The organism is Pedobacter sp. WC2501 (assembly GCF_052682415.1).
Genome location: NZ_JBQZFI010000001.1, coordinates 3,578,103 through 3,594,864 on the forward strand (window position 1 = coordinate 3,578,103; position 16,762 = coordinate 3,594,864).

At 40.7% G+C, this 16,762-nt stretch carries 11 protein-coding genes; 4 read left to right on the forward strand and 7 right to left on the reverse strand.

Features of this window, described 5'->3' with window-relative positions:
* The first annotated feature begins 10 nt into the window (after positions 1-10).
* Complete coding sequence (locus ACUN24_RS15145) at positions 11-3,196, forward strand: hypothetical protein (RefSeq protein WP_445563253.1); 3,186 nt, start codon at positions 11-13, stop codon at positions 3,194-3,196.
* 462 nt (positions 3,197-3,658) lie between these two features.
* Here ACUN24_RS15145 and ACUN24_RS15150 read toward each other — a convergent pair whose 3' ends face one another.
* The gene (locus tag ACUN24_RS15150; protein WP_445563254.1) at positions 3,659-3,961 is read right to left on the reverse strand and encodes a hypothetical protein; all 303 of its coding nucleotides are present in this window, start codon (positions 3,959-3,961) and stop codon (positions 3,659-3,661) included.
* A 78-nt stretch (positions 3,962-4,039) separates the two neighbouring features.
* On the reverse strand, positions 4,040-4,480 hold the full coding sequence (locus tag ACUN24_RS15155; RefSeq protein WP_445563255.1) for an Hsp20/alpha crystallin family protein: 441 nt from the start codon (positions 4,478-4,480) through the stop codon (positions 4,040-4,042).
* 452 nt (positions 4,481-4,932) lie between these two features.
* Between ACUN24_RS15155 and ACUN24_RS15160 the strand changes: the two genes are divergently transcribed.
* From ACUN24_RS15160 to ACUN24_RS15170, 3 genes are read left to right on the forward strand one after another with little or no spacing between them, the layout of a single operon-like run.
* Positions 4,933-5,787, forward strand: coding sequence for a COG1470 family protein (locus ACUN24_RS15160; RefSeq protein ID WP_445563256.1), 855 nt, complete (start codon positions 4,933-4,935; stop codon positions 5,785-5,787).
* Between the two features lie 39 nt (positions 5,788-5,826).
* Complete coding sequence (locus tag ACUN24_RS15165; protein ID WP_445563257.1) at positions 5,827-6,798, forward strand: ABC transporter ATP-binding protein; 972 nt, start codon at positions 5,827-5,829, stop codon at positions 6,796-6,798.
* Entirely contained in the window at positions 6,785-7,798 is a 1,014-nt protein-coding gene (locus tag ACUN24_RS15170; protein ID WP_445563258.1) for an ABC transporter permease, read from the forward strand. The genes ACUN24_RS15165 and ACUN24_RS15170 overlap by 14 nt, the downstream gene beginning before the upstream one ends.
* 292 nt (positions 7,799-8,090) lie before the next feature.
* Here the strand turns inward: ACUN24_RS15170 and ACUN24_RS15175 are convergent, their stop codons facing one another.
* The 5 genes from ACUN24_RS15175 to ACUN24_RS15195 form a co-directional block, all read right to left on the reverse strand.
* Positions 8,091-10,379 (reverse strand): GH92 family glycosyl hydrolase, encoded by a 2,289-nt coding sequence (locus ACUN24_RS15175; protein WP_445563259.1) that lies wholly within the window; start codon positions 10,377-10,379, stop codon positions 8,091-8,093.
* 146 nt (positions 10,380-10,525) lie between these two features.
* On the reverse strand, positions 10,526-12,733 hold the full coding sequence (locus tag ACUN24_RS15180) for an alpha-N-acetylglucosaminidase (protein WP_445563260.1): 2,208 nt from the start codon (positions 12,731-12,733) through the stop codon (positions 10,526-10,528).
* A gap of 1 nt (position 12,734) precedes the next feature.
* Complete coding sequence (locus ACUN24_RS15185) at positions 12,735-13,967, reverse strand: acyltransferase family protein (protein WP_445563261.1); 1,233 nt, start codon at positions 13,965-13,967, stop codon at positions 12,735-12,737.
* An 8-nt stretch (positions 13,968-13,975) separates the two neighbouring features.
* Positions 13,976-14,956, reverse strand: coding sequence for a purple acid phosphatase family protein (locus ACUN24_RS15190; RefSeq protein ID WP_445563262.1), 981 nt, complete (start codon positions 14,954-14,956; stop codon positions 13,976-13,978).
* Between the two features lie 197 nt (positions 14,957-15,153).
* A complete protein-coding gene (locus tag ACUN24_RS15195) occupies positions 15,154-16,752 on the reverse strand; it encodes a RagB/SusD family nutrient uptake outer membrane protein (protein ID WP_445563263.1) in 1,599 nt (532 codons plus the stop codon).
* Positions 16,753-16,762 lie beyond the last annotated feature (10 nt).

Here is a 16,762-nt window from a genome sequence, read left to right on the forward strand (position 1 = left end):
AAATCTTCATATGTCATTGAACCGAGTTAAATTAATACTTATTGTACTGCTGATGCCTTTGTCTCTATTTGCCCAAAACAAAGAGCAACTAGGTGCATTATTATCAAATGGAGCACCATTGACGCCCAACCTTACAAATATCGAAAGATATGGCAATTACGAGGTGTCTATGTTTACTGGTTTACCTAATATCAACATCCCTCTGTATACTATTTCAGTTGGCGATTTGCAGGTACCTATCAGCCTTAGCTATCACGCGGCAGGCATTCGTGTAAATGACACAGGGAGTTGGGTTGGAACTGGTTGGACCTTAAATGCGGGATATTCCATTTCAAGACAAGTTAGGGGACTTCCTGACGAACTGCTTAATAATTACCTTTCAGGAAACACGCCTGTTAAAACCACGATAAACTTAAGTTCATCGGATGATATAACCTACATGAGAGACCGGCATCGGGGTATACAGGATGTAGAACCTGATTTATTTTCTTACAATCTTCCTAATAAAAGAGGGCAATTTGTTTTTAATTGCAATGACAGCTACAAACCAGTAATCATACCATACGCTCCTATCGAGATTAACCGTACTCCAATTTCATTTCCTGCAGGAATGAATTTAACAATTTTAGATGATGATGGTTCGAAATACGAATTTTTTGAAAAGGAAGTGACGCGGGGGATGGATGATGTATCTGCTTACAATTCCAGTTGGCTAGTTAGCAAGATAAGTGCTGTTAACCAATTCGACCAGATCAGTTTTCTTTACAGTACGGTGAAATCGGCACAGTACGATATTGCCGACTACGAAATGGTAGAAGATTACGGTAGAGTTTTGCAGAAAACTCTCAACAATAGCACAACTGCTGAGCCAAAATGGTATACAAACTATAATCATACCAATATTTCAAAAACAATTACCACCAGCACGGAAGAAAAGTTCTTACAGGAAATTAACTTTAGAACGGGTAAAGTGGTGTTTTTTACAGCTTTAAGAGAAGATAGGTCGCCCTCTACTCCTTTGCTTTCATCAATTATTATATATGATGTAAATAATATCCAGGTACGTAAGGTTAAATTCAACTATAGCTATTTTATAAAAAATGGTGATCCGGAGACTAAGCGATTAAAGCTCGACAATATAAATATTCAAGACAGAAATTCTACTTCCGTTTTAACATACACTTTTGCTTACAATACATCACGGTTGCTGCCATCAAGACTTTCTAGGGGGAGAGACTACTGGGGATATTACAATAATCTTGATAACAACACTACCCTGATTCCAGGTATGAATGTCGATTATATACCGGTAAGCGGAGGACTAGGCCCGACTTTTCATGTTGGTGGAAATACTAATGGCAGAGAGCCAAATCCAGACTATATGCAGGCTTGTGTTCTTAACAAAATTACCTATCCCACTGGAGGTTTTACAGAGTTTACATATGAAACTAATCAATACAAGACCTTAAATGGTGTGATCAAATATGCCGGTGGCTTAAGAGTTTCATCGATACAGGATTTCGAGAATGCGACAGCTATTCCCGTGACAAAAACATACAAATATGGCACTGTCCAGGAACCTAATAGTGGTTGTGGTGAGGCAAATTTTTATCTTGATGGAAACTATTATAGAACCGAGCAAACCCTGAGATATTTTTATGGAAATGGAGGATATGATAATTTTTGTTTTGGTACGCAAGCCAAGCGAGTTAGAAATTTTATTTCCAGCCCATTAATGCCTTTAGATCCTACAGACGGGAGCCCTGTACAATACCCTTTTGTAACGGAATATATGGGAACAGAAACAACAAATGTCGGTAAAACAGAATATACTTATCGTTTTGTTAAAGATCCGATCAGTTCGTTCTCCACCTTGATATCAACAAAACCACAAACTACATCTCTTCAGTTTGCGCGGGGGCAACTTGAAAAAAAGCTTGATTACAGCAATGGTATAGTTATAAAAAGCCTCGAGAATGTATATGAGGCATTTCCGAGAAATATTATTGAGAACTTGGGTTTTTCGGTATATAAGAAGAAAATCAACCTTTTTGAAAACTCTGCTTGGGGGCCTTATATAGAAGGCGAATGCATTGGTAATCCGGAACAAAGTGATAAGTACAGTTACGATTATGGTAATTATGGCGTAATTACAGGTGACGACAAACTTGTTAAAAGCACAGAGAAAATTTATGGGGTAGGTCAGTCAGCGCCTCCGTTAACAAAAATTACCCAATATTCATACAACAATGTTTTACATATGCAACCCTCAAAGATTGAAATTGAGGCAGGTGGGACTAACGAAAAGAGTATAACAGAAATTAAATATCCAAGTGATTTTTCTACTGTTAATCCAATCGGCGACGCTTGGAAAGGACTTGTTTCTTTACAAAAGAAACATATTTTAAACAGACCGATAGAGAAAAGTACGTTCAAATTTTCTCTTACAAATAGTAACAAAAGATTACTGTCATCAAACCTGTTTTATTATAATCCAATTAGCCCGGTTTTAGATAGTATAGCCATAATAAGAACAGCGACACCCCTTAGTGATTTCATACCTGCTGCCACAATTAACAATTCCTTTGAAAAAGATGTCAGGTATAAAAGTGAAGTTTTTTTTGATAATTATGATGCTGAATATCAACTGTTGCAACAGCATTCGCTCAAAGGAGCCAATAAAAGTTATATTTGGGCGGGAAGTCATAAGCTTATAGCTGAGGCCAATAACTGTGACTCCAAAGATATTTTTCATGAGAACTTCGAATATTTGTGGCTTGGAACTGGTGAGCAAAGCGCCTTGAATGATAGTAGGTCTGGGCTTTACAGTAAAATTGGTGGCTTCAACATAACTTTACCATTACCGGGGAAACCAGCGCTTAATAATGGAAAATATAAGTTAAGTTATTGGAAAAAAATCAATGGTGAATGGAACCTTATTATTGATAACAATATCAACATAACCAACGGCACATATACAGTAATGCTGACAGGTCAAATCGATGATGTTTGCTTTCTGCCCTTAAATGCACAAATGCTGACCTATACTTATAATGTTGATGGTAATGTAACCAGCACTACTGATATTAAAAACTTTAGTGTTTATTACGAATACGATACTTTTCAGCGTTTAAAATTTTTAAAGGATCAAAAAGGGAATATCATTAAAGCTATAAATTATAATTATAGACCTTAAGTTAAACGAGCCGTCAATGGTAAAAGCCATTAGCACCATAAAGGGTAAAAGTAGCTTTAGACACTTGATCCTGATTATATCTTGCGATAGATATACCTGCGACGTTCGCCGCGTAAACTGATAACTAGTTCATGGCGCAAACCACCTGCCCGCGTTGCTATAAGCCAACGTATTAAGAAGGCATTAGCGTCAGCGAAATGAGATGCTGCTTTCAAAGTATAAGCTACTCAAAGCACTTGCCCGATCGGTGGAAAGCACCGTACAAATAAAATAGATAAACTAAACCACAAAACATGTGTATTATGTAATTAATGGCCTTATTCGGTATTATGTGCTTTCAGAACAGGTCTCAGTTGAAAGGGTTTTAATAATAGTCAATGACCCTTCGACCGTTTGGCCATTAAACATATCTTCTGGGTAGAGGATAGAACAATTTCTTTACAGGAATCGATCAAACCAATATTAACAATCAATATTTCCGTTCTCCAGGTGGGCGATGCGGAATATTTCCTTAGTAATAATTGCGATATTTTCTTTTAGCTCATCCAAGGAGCAGTTTATGGTGCCGATAGGAATAGGCAGTTCCATAAGTTCTTCCAGAAATTCTATTTTTAGCGAACAGCCTGGAACATCTTCTGCGCTTCCTTTTAGCTGTGAGAAAATTTCGCTGGCTTCTTTTTTGTCTTTGCCGAGAGAAAATTTGCCATAGGTGATTTTTCCACCTGGTCCCTGAAGGCTGATGTTGATGGTGAAACGGGTTTCCATAGCTAAATGTTGTATTTTCTTTAACAGATTTGGGTACATTATCAATAAAAAGTGCCGCATTTAGCGGCACTTAGGAAATTATTGTATTTCGATCTGTCTGGCGATCGCTTTTGCCTCTTCCTTTTTAGGGATGTTGAGTTTGAGTACGCCATCCGTATAAGTAGCCTGAATTTGCTCAACGTTAGCACTTTCCGGAAGGGTGAACGATCTGGTAAATGCCGAGTAGCTATATTCCCTTCTGTTATAAACTTTACCTTCAGTATTGTTTTCGGTGCGCTGCTCGGTAGAAATGGTCAGCATATCCCGCTCTACAGCTACCTTGAAATCTTCTTTTTTTAATCCGGGTGCCGCAAGTTCGATATGGTACTCTTCATTAGATTCGGAAATGTTAACCGCAGGTACGCTGCTTAAACGACGGTCGTTAAAAAAGGTATCGCCTAATACTGATTCGAAGATGTCATTAAAGCCTGGCAATAATGAACTGTTCTTTTTTTCTGGATTGAATTTAACCAATGTCATAGTTTTTTCTCCTTTTAATGTTTTAATAATAAATGGACTATAAATCAATTAATTTAACGCTTTAACCTTCTTTCAAAAGGTTACATTTCTAGTTAATCAAGCGCCGTGCCAAGGCGTTTAAGGCAGGCTAACGAAGGGTTTTTACTGAAAAATTTTCATTTTTTATGAAATTTTTTCAGTGCATTGCTGAAATTTTTTCAGCTTTAGCCAGGTGTGTTATCGTTATTACGTTTAAATAGGGGATACCAGCATTACACATTTATTGTCTTTTACTGCATTTAATAGTATCAATAAAGTACGCCATGATCATTTGACAACTTCTACAATATGAATTGTTAAAAAATGTTAAAATATTTTGAAAGAAATGCAACTTTTTTTTGTTTTGAGGCCTCATCAGATAATAAGATCAGAAAACATTTTTTAGAGCAATTATTAATATTTTGGTTTAGACTATGTCACTACAATTACTACCCGAATCCTCGCGAAAAGGCTTATTTCGCACATTTTTATTAATTATTTTTTTTGTGGCGACCAAGCCACTTTATGCACAAAATCAAGGAACTCCGAAAGGGGCATCTGAATTTTCTGCCAAGCTGATTAACATCGAATCGGCTGTTAACGAACCGTTCCGCTTTTCCGCTTCGCTGCACAATAGTTCAGCTAGCCAGCAAGTTTACGAACTGAAGTCGGAATTGCCCATAGGATGGCAGATTAGCTACCGTGTGGACGGTAGCCTGGTAACCTCTGTTAATTTAGCAGGTGGCCAAACGCGGGAGATCGCCATCGAAATTACCGCACCCAATAACGCGGCTACCAGGAAGTACCTCATTCCTGTCAAAGCGGTATCCTCTTCGCAGACGCTGCCCCTACAACTGGAAGCGGTGGTTAAGGGATCTTACGGTGCCAGCCTTGGTACGCCTAGTGGAAGGCTAAGTGAAGAACTTACGGCTGGTTCTCATCAGGATATTGAGCTTGAGGTGAACAATACAGGTACCTTGCCGCTATCTTCGCTGAGTATTTCTTCACAACTGCCTACCGGATGGGAAGCCAGTTTTTCGCCAAGCCAGATTGAAAGACTGGAAGGTGGTAAAAAGGCGACCGTTAAAGTGACGTTAAAAGTGCCTGATAAAACAATTGCCGGAGACTATAGTGCCACCTTTACCCTGAGCGGTAACAATGCCAATGCTCAGGCCCCTTTCAGGATCTTTATCAAAACCTCTGTGCTTTCTGGCTGGATCGGTATACTCATTATTGCACTAGCAGTTGCAGCAGTATATGTGCTCATCCGTAAGTACGGTCGTAGGTAACCATTTTTTTAAGACACCTTAAAATCTTCAACCAGAAAGATGGAACCTATTATAGATTTAAAGAACCTGTGTAAAAGCTATGGTTCGCATGTCGCCGTTGATCAACTTAACCTCAAGATTCCTCATGGCGAAATATTCGGCTTGCTGGGGCCAAACGGCGCAGGTAAGACCACCAGTATACTGATGATGCTTGGCCTGACTGAACCCGATAGAGGCACAGCCATTGTTTGTGGTTATGATGCCACACGAAATCCGATTGAAGTAAAACGAAAAGTGGGCTATATGCCCGATAATCTCGGCTTTTATCCACAGTTAACCGGTCTTGAAAACCTGGCATATATGGCAAGGCTTAATGGGTTGCCTGAAAAGGGTATTATTGAAAATGCCCGTCGGTTTATGGAATTGGTAGGGCTGAAGGCAGCCTCAGATAAGGCAGCTTCCAGTTATTCCAGGGGGATGAAGCAAAGACTCGGGTTGGCTGAAGTGCTCATCAAAAAACCGGAACTAATTATCCTTGATGAGCCTACTTTGGGGCTGGATCCGAACGGAGTGAAGGAGTTTTTAGAACTTATCAAATCGTTGCAGCAGGAACAAGGCTTAACGGTATTGCTTTCGTCTCACCACCTTCACCATGTTCAGCAGGTTTGCGACAGGGTAGGTATATTCGTAGATGGAAAGTTACTTGCAACAGGAGATTTGCCTACACTTTCCCATGAGCTCTTCGGGAATACAGGTGTAGAGACGAGCATTCATCTCACTAAAGTTCCAATGGATCCTGATGTCCTGAAAGATGAATTCAGTAGTTTGCCGGAATTTAATAGTCTGACTATTAATGGTGTGGACTTACAATTTAATACGACTGAGGACATTACCCCAAAACTCATTCGCAGGCTTATCGAATCAGGTGCAGACATCCAGGCGGTAAGCCAGAAACAATATGGACTGGATGAGATCTATGAGAAATATTTTGAAAAAAACACAAATTTAACCCCAGAGCATGAAAGCGCTTAGCGAAAGCCATTATTGGGCAACAAATAAAAATAATTCAAAGGAAAATTACCAGCTCAGTCCTTTTAAGGTAATGGTGAGAAAAGAGGTGTCAGATCACGTACGCAGCTGGCGTTTTATCCTGCTGCTTGCGCTGGTGGTGCTCACATTTTTTGCCTCACTGTACATTTCCATGTCCAACATCCGGGCAACCTTTACCAATACTAACGACCCTGATCATGCGTTTTTTTACTTAAAGCTGCTCACGGCTACAGATGGCTCTATGCCGCCTTTCCATATCCTGATGAGTTTTTTAGCGCCATTGCTTGGAATTACTATGGGCTTCGATGCGATTAATTCGGAACAAAACAGCGGTTCGTTGACAAGATTATTAGCCCAGCCTATTTACCGCGACAACATACTGCTGGCCAAATTTTACAGCGCAATGCTGATTATTGCAACATTATTTATTTCCCTCACATTGCTGATGATTGGCGGCGGACTGTTTCTTACCGGGGTAAGGATTGAGCCTCAGGAGTTTTTGAGAATTCTTGCCTTTGCCTTACTCACCATGGTGTATGTTGGTTTTTATTTAAGCCTGTCTATCATGCTTTCGGTTGCTTTTCGCCACGCCGCTACTTCAGCCTTAACTGCGCTGGGCATCTGGCTGTTTTTTACGGTATTTTATCCGATTGTGGTTAATCTGGCTATCAGGGCCTTTTTACCAGATGCGGCTTCTCTGACACAAAGTGAGACGATGGCCTACAATGAATTGATTCTGAGTATCATGCGTATTGCCCCGGGGCAGCTCTATAGCGATGCTGCAACTACCATGCTAATGCCATCTATCAGGAGTCTCGGGCCAATGAGTATGGAACAGCTTTCCGGCGCTATTCCTTTGCCGCTTCCACTACGGGAGAGTCTGCTGATTGTATGGCCACAACTTAGTGGACTTTTAGCAGGCAGCATTGCTTGTTTTGCGCTCTCTTATTATCTTTTCATGCGTCGTGAAATCAGAAGTTAATGTTTGGAGGATTGAATAAGTCAACGTATTCATAGGAATAATCTTTGGCACATTTTTGTATTTTATCGTCAGCCTGATCCGATCGCTATCGGATTTATTTCAGAGTCTTAGAGCCTGTTTAAATTTTATTGCAAATATTACATAGCCTTTTGTTGTCTTCCTGAACGTAATAGATTGCTTTTATTAATGCGTTGAAATGGTCTTCGACTACGCTCAGACTGACATACGAATTAATTTTATTTAATTTTTAAACAGGCTCTAATGAACAGAAAGATGCTGACCACACCGTAGCTTATGGTGTGGCAGGTTGATCCTGGAGATAAAAGATCAATTCTCCGCCCTGAATCAGCGATTGGTGGGTAATTTGATTTTTGTTAAGAGATTTTCCATTTAAAGTGATTTTTGAACTGTAAATAGATTTTTTACTCTTTTTAATGGCTGTTATGGTTAATTTCTTACCGTTTTTAAAGGAAATCACAGTTTGTTTAAACAAAGGACTGGTTAATTGGTAATTTCCTGAAACAGGATCTACCGGATAAAAACCCATTGCTGCAAATACATACCATGCAGACATTTGTCCGGCATCATCATTACCACTTAATCCGCCAGCCCCCTCATCATACTCTTCTGCTAAAATGCGCGATACCTGCAGCTGGGTCTTCCAGGGAGAAGCCGTATAATTATACAAAAAGGGGATCTGGTGACCAGGCTCGTTGCCATGCCAGTATTCCTTTTTGTCGAAAAGGGAATCAAGTTCATTTTCGAGGTTTTTACTTCCGCCCATTAATTTAATCAATCCAGGCATATCATGTGGTACGTAAAAGGTGTATTGCCTTGGGGTTCCTTCCGTAATATAGGGTTCACGGTGATCAGGATAAAAAGGCTTATACCAACTGCCATTGGCAAAGCGGCCCCGGGCCATTCCCACCTGTTGATCGAATACGTTTTTATAATTAGAAGCCCTTTCCATCAGCTGTTTATAATCTGCCGTTTTACCCAGATCTTTCGCTACAGTGGCCAAAGCATAATCATCATAAGCATACTCGAGCGTTCTGCTCACCTGTTCCCGTTTGTGAAAAGCATCAGGAATGCTGTCTTCCATGGGGATATAACCATATTTCAGGTAACTGTTAATCCCACGGCGGCCTTTGCCATTGAGGTAATCGGCCGAATCAGGCATTTGAAAGGCATTTTGGCGCATCAGGCGATAGGCTTCCTTTACATCATAACCGCGAATCCCCTTGTTATAGGCCGAAGCCAGAAAAGCAGTAGCGTGGTCGCCAATCATGGCTGCAGTATAATTATTCCAACAGGGGAAAATAGGCAGCCAACCACCTTGTTGCCCTTTTAGCACCAACGAATTTGCAAAATCATTGGTCAGATCAGGTTTTAAAAGTTCTGTAAGCGGTAATTGGGCACGGTAGGTATCCCACATCGAAAAATCATCGTAATAATTGCTTTTTGTCAGTGTTTTTTTAACATAACTGCCTGCAAATTGAGGGTATCCACCATCTACATCATTAAATAATCGGGGGTGCTGCTGTGCATGGTAAAGTGCCGTGTAGAAGATCCGCTTATTTTTTTCATTAGGGTCGTTAACCTTAACCTGGCCAAGCGACTGCTCCCAAACGCGACTTGTTTTAGCCACAACGGTTTCGAAACTGGCCGTATTGATCTCGGTTTCGAGGTTAAGTTTTGCTGCGGCTATGCTGGTGAAAGAAGTACCGGCATAAATGCTGATGGTTTCTCCTTTTTGTAGTTTAAAGCCCAGATAGGCACCTAAATCTATTTGGTTTTCGATGGATTGACGTGCTGAAACATTGCCACTGCTAAATACACCACTTCTGGTAAAAGCTTTTTCAATGCGTATAAAAAAATAGCCGCTAAAGCCTGCTGGCTGTCCCCAGCCCTGGTAAATGCGGTGAACAGGATTGTAGCCTGAGATTTCACCTCTTTGGCGGTCAATTTTAATATATCCTTTACCCTGATCACTATTTGGGGTAATTAACAGATAAACACTATCTGCCTTTAATGCTGTAATTTTAATCAGGCCACAACGCAAAGTGGCGGTAGCTTCCGTAAGTAGCTTATAGCCAGGTAAAATTGCTTTGTAATAAGCAGGTGTGGCTATTTCACCCTGATGTGTATAATCAACAGCGTAATCTGTTGGGCTGGTTTTCAGTTTGCCAGAAATGGGCATAATGGTAAAGCTACCATAATCTTGCGTACAGGAGCCGCTGATCCAGTGACTGGCCCTGATGCCATAAAATTTCTTATTGTTATAATAATAGGGGGCAAGGCATTTTTTTTCCGAAAGCTGGGTTTGTGGCGTCCACTGGGTCATGCTAAAGGGTGGTGCAACGGCTGGTATGGTATTGGCCAGCCGTTCTGTTTTATCTTCTATATGCTGGCTGGCTAGTGTTGTACTGGCGGATGTACCCGAAAATGGCTGAACATATTTGATTACAGATTGCTGCGCGAAGACTTTACTGCCAACAAGGATAAAAAGCAATAAAATACCGATATAAAATGTTAATCGGACGTCCCGGTTGTGACTTCGTTTTGTAAACGGTTTAATCATTTTTATATCGGGGAAGCTAATCATCGCAGCGTTTTTATTGCCTCTTTCTAGTCAATGGGTAATTAATATTTTTAAAGCATACCAGATCTTTTGTATTCAAAACGATGCTGTTATTGAGCACTGTTTTTCAATTTCCACAACGAGGTTTACTGGTGCATTATCCCCATGGTTTTGCGGTATTTCTGATACATTTCCATAGCAACATTTACCGGGTTTCCAACGGTTTTGGTTGGGTAGTCTTTTCGCTGGTTAACCCATTTCCATTCCCAGTTGCTCACTTCTTCATTAAATTGGCTGGTATTAAAATCACTTTGCTGTTTTAATGATTGTTCAGCACGGCTTACGAAAAGCTGCCATCTTGGTTTATAAAAATCACTTAACAAGCCGCTCCATTGTCTGCAGGCATACTCATTTAAAGGGCTTTTAGTATCGCCCCATAGGGTAATCAGGTCTTTGGCATTCATTTCGTAAAGTGCTTTTTCGGCCGGTGTTTCTCCCCATTTCCTTGCATCACTTACCCATGGGCCAAGCATAAAATCTTTTCTGGTGGCCAAAAGCCTGTCCATATCATCAATCAGCTGTATAAATTTGCTGCTTTCTTTTTTAAAGGTAAGCAGGTCTTTTTTGCGGTAGGCCGCCACCATATTTCTTTGTACAGGCAAGGCATAATTGGCCATTACCTGTCGGGTGATATCAACCAGATCGTATTGAAAACCATCACTGGTTTTGCAAAGTGGTGCCGCTTTTACAAATTCATCCCAGGCCGGCAGCAAATCTTTTTCCTTGTAATTTAAGGTGGTTTTTGCCCAACGGGTCAGCGAATCGAAAGTAGGGCGTGCCTGAATGATCGATTCTGCACCATCTCTGATATATTTATCGGCCGGCACGTTGTAAACGGTTTTACGCAATATTTCCCAGCCTTTTAACGCATTTACATTACTTTTTCCGTAGCGGTTGCGCACAAATTTGGGTAACCAGGTTTTTAAATCTATGGGTTTAGACTGCCAGGCATTATCCATCATTAACTCATAAAGTACCGGGTTTTGTTCTATACCTTCCATGCTCAACCCAATACCTTTCATTTTACCACTTTGTGGATCATTGAGCGCCTCGGCCGGCGCAGTTGCCACTACATCCATCCGCCCAAAAAGGTTAGTATTGCCACCAAAATTGTGCAACATATTCCAGATCCATGGTTTACCATAAAAGCCTTGTGTCCTTTTCCAAACCGGTTCTATTTCGGTAGCCAGATCAAGTAAAATCATCTTATCGTTTGGTACAGCCTTTAATAAGGCCTCTGTTTGCGGCTCTTTCCAAAATTTCCGATCACTGTAGAATAACCATCCCTGCATTACCCAAATGGCTTTCGGATCTGCTTGTGCCATACCATCGTAAATCCTTGCGCTTAGTTTACCTAAAAACTCCGGATCGGAAGAAGGCGGCTCATTCTCATTAAAAGTATCGGCTGAGTAAAGGTGATCAGTACCTAATAATTCGGTTTGTTTCTGCAGGAATTTCTTCCCGATCTGGGCAAACATCGGATCTTCAGAATCAAGGATATAAGTATCGGCAAAGCCATTGGTCCAGTTGGTGGCTTTTAACTTGGCTTGTGGGAATTTGTTTTTAAATGCTGCTGGCACATGTCCGGTAAAGGCAGGCAGTACCGGTTTCATCCCTAGCGACCTTTGCCGCGCTAAAATTTTCTTTTGCAGTTCAAAATGGCTTTTCATCCAGCTTACCGGAAGCGGACCAGCCCAGCCATCGATATTACCCATCCAAAACCACGAGAAATAAGCAGGTCCGGTAAAAAAACCTTTAAGTTCTTCATCCGAAAAGCCCATTTCTTTGTATAAAAGGTACCAGGTATATTCTTCACCGGTAATAGCAAGAGGCATGTTGATCCCATGGAGGGCCATCCAGTCTATCTCTTTTTCCCAGCGCGACCAATCCCACCAGCTCATACTGTAATTAAAAGTACAATAGTTTAAATAGTAACGGTAATCGTAGGGTGTTTCCTTTCTTAATTTCGTTTTTACTGCAGGCAGGGTAGCGGGCAGATTTAAATTGGTGCCATTCCAGGTAATCTGGCAGTGTGCATATTCAGTTAAGTAATAATAAAAAGCCGAAGCCAGGGCAACACCGCTGCTGCCACTAAGTACGATCTTGTTGTTTTTGCTTTCAATTTCAAAAACATCTTTACCATTTGCTGCAGCAATACTTTTGGTAACGAATGTCTGGTGTTGTTTCGGTAAAATCCGTGCGATAAGTTGATTAGATGAAACCAGGTATTCCTGAGACCACAGGTTAGTGAACGATAGTACGAGCAGCACTATGAATAGCATTTTTATTTTCATATCAAATTTTTAGGAACCACTTTTTATCAAAGAGGAACTTTAAGCCAAACAATTGTATTAGGAGTACACCGGTCCATACGCCAGCCTGTTGCCACGTGGCAGGGATGGTATTGATGATTCCGCCGAAGAGGAAGTTAGCAGTAGATTCGAAATTAAACAGACCGTGGGCAAAAATATAAATTAATATAGAATTGGTACCCATCCATACCATGGGCATACACCATTTTTGGAAACTGAACACATCAATAAAATAATAGAAAAGTGCAAAAAATATGATGCTCCAGCCGCCTGCAAAGAGTACAAAGGTACTCGTCCACATGGTTTTGTTGATGGGGAAAAGGAAGCTGCCAGCGAGTGCGATTAACAGTAGTGCAATGCCCGCAATGATTAAATACAATACTTTTTTATTTGGATTGGGGCATACTGTTTTATTCTTGATAAATGTGCCGGTAAATATACCCAACATGGCCGAGCAAATGGCCGGTATGGTACTCAGTAAGCCTTCCGGATCGTAAACTACCCGGTGAAGTTTACCTGGAAGCAACAAACGATCTATATAAGCAGAAAGATTGCCTTCTGGCGTAAATATACCACTGCCAAAGCCTGGAACGGGCACAAAACGCATAATGAGGTAATAGCCAACGAGGATAGATATAAACCAGATGACCTGTTTTTTAAGTGAGGTGTTCAGGTATATTAAAGCAGCAAAAAAAGTGGCCAGGCCAATACGCCCCAGTACACTGGCAAAACGGATCTGCTCATAACCTTTCCATTGCAGCATGCCGTTAACTACTGCACCCAGTAAAATTAAAATCAGGGTTCTTTTAATCAAGGCATAATAAATTTTACCTGTTGAAGCCTGCCCGGTCTCTTTTTCCATGAAATACTTCTGGTAAGAAAAAGGCATAGATACCCCCGAAATAAAGATAAAAAGCGGGAAAATAAGGTCGTAAAAGGTAAAGCCATTCCAGGGCGAGTGGTGCAGTTGGTTGCTGATGCCCACCAAAATCTTTTCTAACAGAGAGAGATTTGGGGTGCTTGCAATGGTCCAGTTGTGCGGATCCCGTACTAGTGCATGGTCTTCTTTAATGCCATTGGCCAATCCATGAAAAATACCTTCGCCACTCACAATCCAAAACATATCAAAGCCACGTAAGGCATCTAGCGATAGCAACCGCTTGGGTTTATTTGCTATGGGTGCTGTTGAAGATATTGTATTGGTTGGTTGATCCATGATTCAGATTATTTTTTAATCAATGTATTATAAATAATCTCCCCCTGATCGTTAATGGCTTGTACGCGTAATTGGTTGTTGGTAACTGAGAATAACATGAAGCCATATTCAGATGCCACCATTTCAGCATCGGTAATGAGTTTTACTGGTGTTTTTTCAGAAGCTGAACCGGAAATAAAATAATGTGTTTTTCCGGCAGGTTTAATATACTGCATACTGTGTTCGTGACCGGTAAGATACACATCTACGCCATATTTTTCAAAAGTTGATTTTAATGAATTACGCACAGCTTTAGTATCATATGCATCGGTGCGGCTGCCGCCCGTATAAATAGGGTGGTGGCCTACAACAATTTTCCACTTAATTGCAGGATCGGTATCTGCCAGTGTTTTAGCTATCCAACGTTTTTGCGCTGTGGTATCTTGTCCTTTAACATTTGGGCCATATTCGGCATTGCTGTAAAATTCGGGTATAAGTGGGTTAGTATCGATAAAAGCAATGAGTACCTGGTTATTGAGGTCTCCATTGATGGGGAATTTCTTAGCGTAATACCGGGCCGGCATTTTCCACCTGCGGCTGATTTTTGAATACTCTACCTGTGCATCAGGGTTTGATTTATAATCGTGGTTGCCCAGAACAGGGTACCAGTCCCATTGCAATGAAAAATCGGTATATATATCTTCGAAAGAATATTTAAAAGAAGGGTCTTGGGCGCTGATTACGCCACTGGGATAGAAGTTATCGCCTGTAGAAATGATAAAATTAGCCTTTACTTCAGAAGCCGTGATACCCATTTGTTTGGCTACCTGTTTTTGATGATCGGCACCATTCCTACCCCAATCGCCCATGGCGATGAAATTTAAAGCAGTTGGATCTTTGGTCAGCAATTTTGTTGCCGTAATATTTTGTGAAGGGCTTTTGGTTATAGTTTGAGCATATAAAGAACCCGAAATAACAATGGGGAAAATCAGTAGTAATTTTTTAATCATAAAGGCAGATTTAAGCTGTTGCAAGTTTAGGAGAAAAAAATAAGAAGAGGCTATTTCATAAATCAATTTATCTTTGAATTTTGTCACGTTGAGCTTGTCGAAACGCCTTAAAAGACACTTTCGCAAGTCCTTCGACAAGCTCAGCATGACATCTGTATTTATGAGACAACCTCTTCTTATAAAGTTGCTGGATATTTCTAATTGTATCCGGGATTCTGTTTTAGCTTAGAATTTAAAATCATCGCTGAGGCCGGAATTGGCATGAGTCGATGGAATGTTTGCGCATCCGTTTTGAAGCCCCATGTACCTTCATACTTGCCAAAGCGAATCATATCGTTACGGTGCCAGCATTCCCAGGCCATTTCTCTGCAACGTTCTTTATACAAATCTTCAAGGGTAACTGAGGTCCATGCTGGTGAGGTTGTACGAACTGCTCTTAGTTGATTAACCAATGATAAAGCAGTTTGACCTTGTGTAGGTGTTGCACCTCTCAATATAGCTTCTGCTTTCATTAACAAAATATCAGAATACCTGAAAACCGGTACATCATTATTCTGGTTTCTGCTGGATGATGTGCTGTCACAGTAAAATTTATTGTTTCTATATCCCATATTCCAGGCAATTTCATCGTTTCCTGCGTCAAAAGGTCTGGATGCATCTCTAAGGGTTACGGTTGGAGTAATATCAACCTGGTAAGTGAGTGCCGCTGAACCATCAGAACCTGCATAAAATTGATCGTATCCTTTTTTTGTGGTAGGTACTGTCACCGGTGAGCCATCATAATAAGTCTGTAGTCCCTTTATCCATTGTGCATTTCTTTTATCATTAGGATCATTGAAATTAGCGTAATATTCCGGCAAGGTACTCATTGGTGCACTTGGCGTAAATTTTAAGCTGTATTTTTTCTGTAAGGAACGAGGCATGGAGTAACGAGAATAAATCATGGTACCATTACTAAAACCCGGGTCGAAGGGGATCGCAAAAATAAACTCTTTGATTTGCGGCCCGTTATCAATAAAGAACATTTTTCTATAATCGCTTTCTAAACCATAAGGAGAACCTGATGCGCCAATAATGGCATCACACATGGCTACTGCCTCATTGTATTTTGGCGTATTAATATAAACTTCTGCATTCAGGTACATTTTAGCCAGAATAGCATAGGCTGTATATTTATTTGGGCGACCATAGGTCGCTGCTCCTACGGCGCTGCTTAAATTAGGCAATACCTCTTTAAGTTCTGCTTCAATAAAGTTGAAAACTTCCAGGCGCGATTTGGTTTCAGGAGGTGTTGTTTGACCAAAAGTAGTCACAACAGGAATATTTCCCCATAAATCCATCATTAAGAAAAATGCTAAGGCTCTAGTAGCCCTAACTTCGGATACTGCTACTGTTTTTGCCGGAGATTCAGGCGCATCTTTCAGTAAGAACAAGCTTTGATTTGCTTTACTGATGGTTGCGGAAAGCCAGCCCCAGCCACTATTCACATGGCCATTATCTTTAGTCCAGGTATGCTTATGGTGGTTTTCAAATACGCCACCATCGTACCAGTTACCGCCCCTGGCAGGCATAATGGCTTCATCAGTACTTAAAGACTGCATAAAGAAATAATCGGTACTCCAGTTTTGGCGAAGCTGTACATATACCTGACCCGTTAGCTGTATAAAGTGTTGGTCTGTTTGAGGAAATGTTTCAGGAGTGAGCTGCGTTTCCACTTTCAAATCCAGTTTATGGCAAGATGTGAACAGGCTTAGAGATAAAGCTGTACCTGCTATGTATTTAATAAGATTTTTCATCTTTTTTAAT

Coding starts and splice junctions, on each gene's coding strand:
- ACUN24_RS15145 (WP_445563253.1), top strand. CDS start 11: ATGTCATTGAACCGAGTTAAATTAATACTTATTGTACTGCTGATGCCT.
- ACUN24_RS15150 (WP_445563254.1), bottom strand. CDS start 3,961: ATGGAAACCCGTTTCACCATCAACATCAGCCTTCAGGGACCAGGTGGA.
- ACUN24_RS15155 (WP_445563255.1), bottom strand. CDS start 4,480: ATGACATTGGTTAAATTCAATCCAGAAAAAAAGAACAGTTCATTATTG.
- ACUN24_RS15160 (WP_445563256.1), top strand. CDS start 4,933: ATGTCACTACAATTACTACCCGAATCCTCGCGAAAAGGCTTATTTCGC.
- ACUN24_RS15165 (WP_445563257.1), top strand. CDS start 5,827: ATGGAACCTATTATAGATTTAAAGAACCTGTGTAAAAGCTATGGTTCG.
- ACUN24_RS15170 (WP_445563258.1), top strand. CDS start 6,785: ATGAAAGCGCTTAGCGAAAGCCATTATTGGGCAACAAATAAAAATAAT.
- ACUN24_RS15175 (WP_445563259.1), bottom strand. CDS start 10,379: ATGATTAAACCGTTTACAAAACGAAGTCACAACCGGGACGTCCGATTA.
- ACUN24_RS15180 (WP_445563260.1), bottom strand. CDS start 12,733: ATGAAAATAAAAATGCTATTCATAGTGCTGCTCGTACTATCGTTCACT.
- ACUN24_RS15185 (WP_445563261.1), bottom strand. CDS start 13,967: ATGGATCAACCAACCAATACAATATCTTCAACAGCACCCATAGCAAAT.
- ACUN24_RS15190 (WP_445563262.1), bottom strand. CDS start 14,956: ATGATTAAAAAATTACTACTGATTTTCCCCATTGTTATTTCGGGTTCT.
- ACUN24_RS15195 (WP_445563263.1), bottom strand. CDS start 16,752: ATGAAAAATCTTATTAAATACATAGCAGGTACAGCTTTATCTCTAAGC.